This is a genomic window from Lysobacter enzymogenes, assembly GCF_017168095.1.
In the GTDB taxonomy this organism is placed as follows: domain Bacteria; phylum Pseudomonadota; class Gammaproteobacteria; order Xanthomonadales; family Xanthomonadaceae; genus Lysobacter; species Lysobacter enzymogenes_D.
Genome location: NZ_LXSD01000080.1, coordinates 1 through 7743, shown reverse-complemented (window position 1 = coordinate 7743; position 7743 = coordinate 1). Strand labels below are relative to the sequence as shown.

8 protein-coding genes and 1 pseudogene are annotated in these 7743 nt (G+C 73.2%); 5 read left to right on the top strand and 4 right to left on the bottom strand.

The window, feature by feature from the left end; all coding sequences use genetic code 11:
• Both A7A76_RS02350 and A7A76_RS02345 read left to right on the top strand, forming a co-directional pair.
• On the top strand, positions 1 to 540 hold a 540-nt coding region (locus A7A76_RS02350; protein WP_206409688.1), incomplete at its 5' end, for an antitoxin Xre/MbcA/ParS toxin-binding domain-containing protein.
• Between the two features lie 31 nt (positions 541 to 571).
• Positions 572 to 1051, top strand: a complete 480-nt coding sequence (locus A7A76_RS02345; RefSeq protein ID WP_206409687.1) for an RES family NAD+ phosphorylase — start codon at positions 572 to 574, stop codon at positions 1049 to 1051.
• A 253-nt stretch (positions 1052 to 1304) separates the two neighbouring features.
• Here the strand turns inward: A7A76_RS02345 and A7A76_RS02340 are convergent, their stop codons facing one another.
• Genes A7A76_RS02340 through A7A76_RS02325 form a run of 4 tightly spaced genes read right to left on the bottom strand, consistent with a single transcriptional unit; the run spans position 1305 to position 4690 of the window.
• Positions 1305 to 2009 (bottom strand): DUF4166 domain-containing protein, encoded by a 705-nt coding sequence (locus tag A7A76_RS02340; RefSeq protein WP_206409686.1) that lies wholly within the window; start codon positions 2007 to 2009, stop codon positions 1305 to 1307.
• Positions 1987 to 3507 (bottom strand): TIGR01777 family oxidoreductase, encoded by a 1521-nt coding sequence (locus A7A76_RS02335; RefSeq protein ID WP_206409685.1) that lies wholly within the window; start codon positions 3505 to 3507, stop codon positions 1987 to 1989. Before A7A76_RS02335 ends, A7A76_RS02340 begins: the two co-directional genes overlap by 23 nt.
• A 10-nt stretch (positions 3508 to 3517) precedes the next feature.
• The gene (locus tag A7A76_RS02330) at positions 3518 to 3964 is read right to left on the bottom strand and encodes a thiol-disulfide oxidoreductase DCC family protein (protein WP_206409684.1); all 447 of its coding nucleotides are present in this window, start codon (positions 3962 to 3964) and stop codon (positions 3518 to 3520) included.
• A 60-nt stretch (positions 3965 to 4024) separates the two neighbouring features.
• Complete coding sequence (locus A7A76_RS02325) at positions 4025 to 4690, bottom strand: GbsR/MarR family transcriptional regulator (RefSeq protein WP_206409683.1); 666 nt, start codon at positions 4688 to 4690, stop codon at positions 4025 to 4027.
• Between the two features lie 343 nt (positions 4691 to 5033).
• On the opposite strand from A7A76_RS02325, the gene lexA reads away from it, so the two are divergent.
• The 3 genes and pseudogenes from lexA to A7A76_RS02310 form a co-directional block, all read left to right on the top strand.
• On the top strand, positions 5034 to 5711 hold the full coding sequence (lexA, locus tag A7A76_RS02320) for a transcriptional repressor LexA (protein ID WP_206409682.1): 678 nt from the start codon (positions 5034 to 5036) through the stop codon (positions 5709 to 5711).
• Positions 5712 to 5721: 10 nt separating this feature from the next.
• Positions 5722 to 6357, top strand: a pseudogene (imuA, locus tag A7A76_RS02315) (translesion DNA synthesis-associated protein ImuA); the annotation flags it as partial.
• Positions 6358 to 6616: 259 nt separating this feature from the next.
• A partial coding sequence (locus tag A7A76_RS02310; RefSeq protein ID WP_206409680.1) for a Y-family DNA polymerase occupies positions 6617 to 7743 on the top strand: 1127 nt, incomplete at its 3' end.

The window sequence follows — 7743 nt, the reverse complement described above, 5'->3', positions numbered from 1 at the left end:
GCCGGCCAGCGCCTGGTCCACGACGCCGCCTACGCGCCGCCGCTGGCCAAGCGCAGGCTGGCCGTGCGCGACGCGCCGGCCGCCCCGCCCGCACCGGCCACGCTCAACGGCTACGTCGATTACCTGCGCGAAGCCACCCCGCTGCAACGGGTCGAGGCCGAACGCGAAGGCGTGCCGGCGCGCATGGTCAAGCACATGGCCAGCGACATGGACCTGCCGGCGGTGCGCATGTTCGACATCCTCGGCATCGCCAAGGCCACCGCCGAGGCCAAGGCCGCGCAGCAGGCGCACATCACCGGCGCCAGCGGCCAGGCCGCGCTGGGGCTGATCCAGTTGCTCGGCATCGCCCGCGACATCGTCGCCGACAGCACCGACCCGGCCGCGGCCGAGTTCGATGCGGCGCGCTGGCTGGGCCAATGGATCGAGCAACCGCAGGCCGCGCTCGGCGGCCAGCGCCCGGCCGACCTGCTCGACACCCCGACCGGTTTGAGCGTGGTCGCGCGCCTGCTCGGCGCGCTGGCCAGCGGGGCCTACCAGTGAGCCGGCGCGGCGCAGGCACGGAGCCGGGCCGATGACCAAGCTGTGGCGCATCGCCGGCGAAACCCGCGCCTACCGCGCCGACGACATGAGCGGCGCGGGCGCGGCCAAGTTTCCCGGACGCTGGAACGACGAAGGCCAGCGCGTGCTCTACACCGCCACGTCGCTGGCGCTGGCGGCGCTGGAGACGGCGGCCTACGTCGACGCGCACGGCTTGCCGCTGAACCGGCACGTGGTCGCGATCGAGGTGCCGCCGTCGGTGTGGAAGGCGCGCATCCAGCTGGCCGTCGCCGACCTGCCCGGCGGCTGGGACGCGGTGCCGGCCGGCCTGGCGAGCGTGCGCATCGGCGCGCAATGGCTGCGCGGCGGCGACTCGGCGATCCTGCTGGTGCCGTCGGTGATCGTGCCGGAGGAGTACAACGCGCTGATCAATCCCGAACATCGCGATGCGAAGAAATTGCGCGCGGTGGCGGGGCGGAAGTTTCAGTACAACGTGGTGTTTCGGGCGCCTTGAGCGGGTGGTTGGGTTGTTGTGGGGTTGCGCTGCGGGCTTGAGCGGCCGCGGTCGCGACTTGCGTCGCTCCTACAGGAGGTGGGCGTGGATTGCGCGGGCATTCGCGTTGCCGCGAGGCGCCTCCTGTAGGAGCGGCGCGAGCCGCGACCGCGCTGCCGCAGGCTCGCGCCGCTAGCTTGAGGCCCCGCGGTCGCGACTTGCGTCGCTCCTACAAGGCAGCCATCCGTGGCTTGCGCGGGATCGCGACGGCGCTTCAGCCGCGCATGCGCTGGAACCGGCCTTCCTGGTGGAACAGCGGGCCGAACCAGGGGTGGACGACGTCGATGCAGACTTCGAACTGCTCGGCGTCGAGGTCGCGGTGCACCAGCACGAACCGGCCCGGCGACAGCAGCCGCGGCAGCGGCAGGCGCAGGCCGCGCCAGTGCAGGAAGAAGCCGTCGTCGACGAACACCAGCCGGTTCGGCAGCACTTCCAGGCGCACCCGCATGCCCAGGCCGCCGCCGAAGTGCTCCAGCAGTTCGCCGTCGGCGCCGAGGGTCATGCGCGAGCGGAAGCTGAAGATTTCCTCGGCGAAGTGGTAGGTGCGGGTCTTGAGCCAGCCCAGTTCGCGCCGCAGCGGTTCGACGTCGAAGCGGAACGGCACGTCGTCGGCGTTGTGGTGCGGCAGCACCCGCGCGTAGCGGATCAGCCGCGCGAACAGCGCGCCCAGGCGGGTGCAGCGCACCTGGTGCATGTCGCCGACGTATTCGGCCCGGGCGTGGCCGCCGGCGAGCCCGAAGCGCGCCTGGATATGCGGGTGCAGCAGCGCCCAGCGCGGGCCCAGCGCGGCCTTGAGCAGTTCGGTCAGGTCGTGCGCGGGCGCCGCTCGGCCGGCCGCGGCGGGAAGGTCCGCCGCCGCCGGAGCGACGGCGCGGTCGCCGGCGCGCGCCGGCAGGTCAACGCGTTGCAACAGTTCCATGTCCCTCACCCGGGTGTCCTACACCCACATAGTCAGAACGCGGATCGATCGCCGAACCGGCGCGCGCGCCGCCCAGGGCGCTGGCGAGCACGGGATGGACGAAGGCGAAGCGCTGGTCGGCCAGGCGTTGCGGCGCGACGACGGGGCCGTCGAGCAGCATCGTCGCCATCTCGCCCAGCAGCAGCCGCAGCGGCGCGGCCGGCATCGCCAGCCATGCGGGGCGATGCAGCGAGCGCGCCAGTTCGCGGGTGAACTCGGCCTGGGTGCAGCCGCCCGGCGCGACCAGGTTGTACGGGCCGCGCACGCCGGCGTGTTCGACCGCGTGCTCGACGAAGCGCAGCACGTCGTCGAGGTGGATCCAGGCGAACCATTGCCGGCCGTCGCCCAGGCGCGCGGCGCCGCCGAGCGCGGCCGCCAGCGCCAGCATCGGCAGCAGGCCGCCGCTGCGGTGCAGGACCAGGCCCAGGCGCAGCGTGGCCAGGCGCACGCCGTGCTCGCCGACCGGCGCGGCCGCGCGCTCCCAGGCCGCGCACAGTTCGCTGGGGAAATCGCCGCGCACCGGCGCGAGCTCGCGCAGTTCGGGCGCGCTGCGCGCCTGCGCGCCGTACAGCCCGACCGCGCTGGCCTGCAGCCACAGCGCCGGTTTGACGACGGCGCGATCGCACCAGGCGCGCAAGGCGTCGGTGGTGCCGACGCGGCTGGCCAACAGCGCGCGCTTGCGCGCCGGCGACCAGCGCGGGCCGACCACCGGCGCGCCGGCGAGATTGACCACCACGTCGATGCGCTCGTCGTCGCGCAGCTCGGCGGTGTCGGCGATGCAGCGCGCGCGCCCGCCGAACCGCAGCGCGGCGCGGCGCGGATCGCGGCTGAGCACGGTGATGCGGTGGCCGCCGGCGAGCAGGCCTTCGACCAGCGCGGTGCCGATGAAGCCGGTGCCGCCGCTGACCAGGAAATGCTGCTGCGGATGCTGCGCCAGCAGCGGCCGCGGGGCCGGTTCGGCGGCGTTGGCGCGCGCGGCCAGACCGTCGCGCACCGCGCTGGCGGCGATGCCGAGCGCGGCCGCGCTCAGCGCCCACGACATCCAGCCGTGCGCGACCGGCGTCAATGCGCTGGGCAGCGCCCAGTCGCCGCGCGTGGCCAGCGCATACACCGCGAACATCGCGCCGCCGTTGACCGCGAGGATGGTGTGCAGCACGCGCTCGGTGTTCGGCAGCAGGCGGGTCGCGTCTTCGACCACGAAGTCCCACAAGGTGATGGCGACTTCGATCAGCACCAGCGCCCACACCGCCGCCAGCCACAGCCCTTGCGGGCGGAGCCAGGCGAACACCAAAAACAAGAAACCGTAGACGAAGCCGCGCGCCGAATGCAGCTTCAGCTCGAGCGCGGCGCTGCGGCGGTTGGCGAGCTTCTCCATCACTTCGTGGTGGGCGACGGTGTCGAGCGCGCCCATCGCGATCTGCAGCAGCAGCAAGCTCAGGAACAAGGTGTGCAGGTCCATGGCCGCGTCCTCAGAAGTGGGTGGGGCAATGGCCGTCGTCGCAGCGCGGCGCGGGGTCTTCGCCGGCTTCGCGATAGCCCAGCCAGCGCGAGACGCGGTGGCGGTTCGGCGCGATCCAGCGATAGGCGCGCGCGGCGGCGCGGCCGGCGCCGGGCACGCGCAGCGGCCAGGTCAGCCAGCCCAGGCCGACCGCGCGGTAGGCCTCGGCGATGCCGGGCACGCCGATCCGCCACTGGCCGTCGGCGCCGCGCACGTGCAGGGCGTTGCGCAGGGCTTCGAGTTCGAAGCCCCAGTGCGCGGCGTCGAAGCCCTCGGCGGCGATGTCGACCAGGCGCAGCCGGCCGCGGCGGTCGCGCGCCTTGAGCCGGTGCATCTCGGTGCGGCACAGCGGGCAAGCGCGGTCGTACAGGGCGACGACGGGTTCAAGCGGCGAGCGTGGGGCGGGATCGTTCTTCATGATCGACTCCTACAGTTATTTCGGTAATTACAGAAATTGATCGGCAAAAAAGGGGATCGCTCAGGACGAGCGATCCGCGGGCGGCGCGGCGGCGTCCGGGCCGGCGCCCTCGCCCGCCTCGTCCTCGTCGGCGAACAGCACGCCGACGGCCTGCGCCTGCGGTGCCGGCAGCGGCTTGACCGGGCCGCGCACGAACTGCTGGATGCGCGCGCCCATCTTCAGCAGCTTGATCAAGGTCTTGGGGTCGAGCCGGTTCATCTCGTCGATCCAGCCGGTGCCGGTCTCCATGAACTCCAGCACCTCGCGCATGCGCGCCAGGGTCAGGCGGTCGCGCGGGTCGCTTTGGTCGGGCGGGACCGCGGCGTTGTCGCCGTCGAGCACGGCGGTGCGCAGCATGCTCAGGGTCGGCTCGATCTCGCGCCGGCGCCGCTCCTGGACCACGGCGCGGAAGATGTCCCACACGTCCTTGTAGGTCTCGAAGTGGTCGCGGCGGTCGCCGAGCACGTGGGTGACCCGGGCCAGGTTCCAGGACTGCAGCTCGCGCAGGCTGGTGCTGACGTTGGAACGGGCGAGGTTGAGGGTTTCGCAGATCTCGTCGGCGGTGATCGCGCGCTCGGACAGGAACAGCAGCGCGTGGATCTGGGCGACGGTGCGGTTGACGCCCCAGCGGCTGCCCATCTCGCCCCAGTGGAGGACGAAGCGTTCTTGCAGGGGGCTGAGGGGCATGGTCGTTCTCTTATTTCTGTTTAGACAGAAATTAATGAAGGGACCGTAGCCGGTCAATAGGTTCCGGCACCGTTCGTCGGCGCTTCCCGCCAGCCCCTGTAGGAGCGGCGCGAGCCGCGACCGCGAACCAACACGCTTGCGGCGCAATTTTGGCATGTAGCGCAGGCACTTACAGCGCGATCTTGATGCCCCGCGGTCGCGGCTTGCGCCGCTCCTACAGGGGTGCTCCGTCGCAGCCGCTGCGACTTGCGGCGCTCAATCTGCGCCGATCCTCCATCTCCCGTCCGTCGGCCGCGCCCGCCCTGGCTTACCGGCGTGCCCGGATTATTACTAAAATTAGTACATGAGCCTCACCGACCTCCGCCGCGCCCTGCTCGCCTTCCTGCACGAGCGCCTCGACGCCGACGGCCTGCCGCCGTCGCAGCAGGAAATCTGCGCGCGCTTCGGTTTCCGCCAGAACCGCTCCGCCGGCTACCACCTGCAGGCGCTGCGCGAGGACGGGCTGATCGAACTGCTGCCGGGCCGCGCGCGCGGCATCCGCCTGCGTCCGGCCGGGGTGCGCGAGGCGCTGGCCTGGCGCGCCGAACGCGAAGGCCTGGAGCTGGCTGGGTTCGCCGCGCGCGCCGACAACGACGACGCGCGCGCCGCCCTGCCGATCCTCGGCCGGGTCGCCGCCGGCGCGCCGATCGGCGCCGACGCCGAGGCCGAAGCGCACGTGCTGATCGACCGCGCGCTGTTCTCGCCGCGGCCGGACTACCTGCTGCGGGTCAAGGGCGACTCGATGCGCGAGGACGGCATCTTCGACGGCGACCTGGTCGCGGTGCACCGCACTCAAGATGCGCGCAGCGGCCAGGTGGTGGTCGCGCGCCTGGGCGAGGAAATCACCATCAAGCGCCTGCGCATCGACGCCGACGGCATCGCCCTGCTGCCGCGCAATCCCGATTACGCGCCGATCCGCGTGCCCCTCGATGCCGACTTCGCCATCGAAGGGCTGTATTGCGGCCTGGTGCGCAGCGCCTGAGCGGCCGGCGATGAGCACTCCGCCCGTATCGCTGGAAGGCCTGCTCGGTTCGCGCCGGCTGTGGCGCGGCCAGAGCGCGCAGATCGCGCCGTCCGCGCAGTCCACCGGCCACGCCGCGCTCGACGCCGCGCTGCCGACCGGCGGCTGGCCCGAAGCGGCGCTGACCGAACTGCTGCTGCCGCACGCCGGCGTCGGCGAACTGAGCCTGCTGTGGCCGGCGCTGGCGCGGCTGTCGCGCGCGGCGCCCGGGCAGGAGCAGGCGCACGAGGCCGGCATGATCGTCCTGGTCGACCCGCCGCTGCTGCCGTATGCGCCGGCCTGGCGCGACGCGGGCGTGGCGCTGTCGCGCCTGCAGGTGGTGCGCGCGAGCGGCCGCGATGCGTTGTGGGCGGCCGAGCAGTGCCTGCGCTCGGGTGCCTGCGCGGCGGTGCTGTGCTGGCCGCAGCGCGCCGACGACCGCGCCCTGCGGCGCCTGCAGGTGGCGGCCGAAAGCGGCCAATGCCTGGGCTTCGCCCTGCGCGAGGCGCGCGCCGCGCTGAACCCTTCGCCGGCCGCGCTGCGCATCGCCATCGACGCCGCGCCGGCGCAGTTGCGCGTGCTCAAGTGCCGCGGCGGCAATGCGCCGACGCGGGCGATCGCGTTCGCGCCCGCGGACCGCGCGGAACCGGCCGCGCGCGACACCTCGACCGCGCGCGAAACCGAGGCGAACCGCGCCGCGGTCATCGAGTTCAGTGGGAGGGCCTTCAGGCCCGATGCTTTCCGTTCCGGCGCCGCAAGCCGTTCCGACGCCGCGAACGGAGCCGAAAGCATCGGGCCTGAAGTCCCTCCCACCGCGAATACCGAAGCTTTCGCGGCGCGGACTTCCAACCCGCCGCGGCCGTTCCCCGCGCCGCGCCGCTGACGCCATGCGCTGGGCCTGCCTGCTGCTGCCGCAATTGGCGATGGACGTGGTCCTGCGCCGACACCCCGATCCCGACCGCCCGCTGGTCCTGGTCGAAGGCCCGCACGCGCGCCGCCGCCTGCACTCGGTCAACGCCGCCGCGCGCGCGCTCGGCTTGCGGCCCGGCCTGTCGCTGGTCGCCGCGCAGGCCATCGCCGACGGCGTGCAGACCGCCGAATTCGACCCGCAGGCGGCCGAGCGCGCGCGCCAGTTGCTCGCCGCCTGGGCCTATCGCTACAGCTCGCAGGTCAGCGCCGAATTCGCCCACGCCCTGGTGCTGGAAATCGCCGGCAGCCGGCGTTTGTTCGGCGCCTGGCCGCAACTGCGCCAGCGCTTGAACGCGGAACTGGCCGAACTCGGCTTCCGCCACCGCATGGCCGCAGCGCCCAATCCGTTCGCCGCGCGCGCGCTGACCAATGTCGGCGACGGCCTGTGCTTCGACGACGACCTGCTGCTGCCGGCGCTGGCCAAGCTGCCGATCGAACGCAGCGGCCTCGACCCGGCCGCGGTGCAGGCGCTGCAACGCATGGGCCTGCGCAAGCTCGGCGCGGTGTTCGCGCTGCCGCGCGCGCCGCTGGCGCGGCGCTTCGGCCCGGACCTGCTGCTGCGCCTGGACGCGCTGCGCGGCGTGGCCGAACCGCCGCTGAGCTTCTACCAACCGCCCGACGCGTTCGACGCGCGCATCGAGCTCGGCCACGAAGCCGAATCCAGCCAGGCGCTGCTGTTCCCGCTGCGCCGGCTCACCGCCGACCTGGCCGCGTACCTGTCCGGCCGCGACGGCGGCGTGGCCCGGTTCAAGCTGCTGCTCGAACACGAGCGCCACAGCCATCGCGAACAGCGCCCGCCGAGCGAAGTCGCGGTCGGCCTGCTCGCGCCGGAGCGCGAAGCGGCGATGCTGTTCGAACTCGCGCGCGGCCGCCTGCAGCACGCGCAACTGCCGGCGCCGGTGGTGGCGCTGCGCCTGCTGGCCGAAGAACTGCCGCCGTTCGTGCCGGCCGCGCGCGACCTGTTCGACCCGCGCCCGCAGCAGGCGCTGCCGTGGGCGCAGCTGCGCGAGCGCCTGCGCGCGCGGCTCGGCGACGAGCGCGTGCA

Coding starts and splice junctions, on each gene's coding strand:
- A7A76_RS02345 (WP_206409687.1), top strand. CDS start 572: ATGACCAAGCTGTGGCGCATCGCCGGCGAAACCCGCGCCTACCGCGCC.
- A7A76_RS02340 (WP_206409686.1), bottom strand. CDS start 2,009: ATGGAACTGTTGCAACGCGTTGACCTGCCGGCGCGCGCCGGCGACCGC.
- A7A76_RS02335 (WP_206409685.1), bottom strand. CDS start 3,507: ATGGACCTGCACACCTTGTTCCTGAGCTTGCTGCTGCTGCAGATCGCG.
- A7A76_RS02330 (WP_206409684.1), bottom strand. CDS start 3,964: ATGAAGAACGATCCCGCCCCACGCTCGCCGCTTGAACCCGTCGTCGCC.
- A7A76_RS02325 (WP_206409683.1), bottom strand. CDS start 4,690: ATGCCCCTCAGCCCCCTGCAAGAACGCTTCGTCCTCCACTGGGGCGAG.
- lexA (WP_206409682.1), top strand. CDS start 5,034: ATGAGCCTCACCGACCTCCGCCGCGCCCTGCTCGCCTTCCTGCACGAG.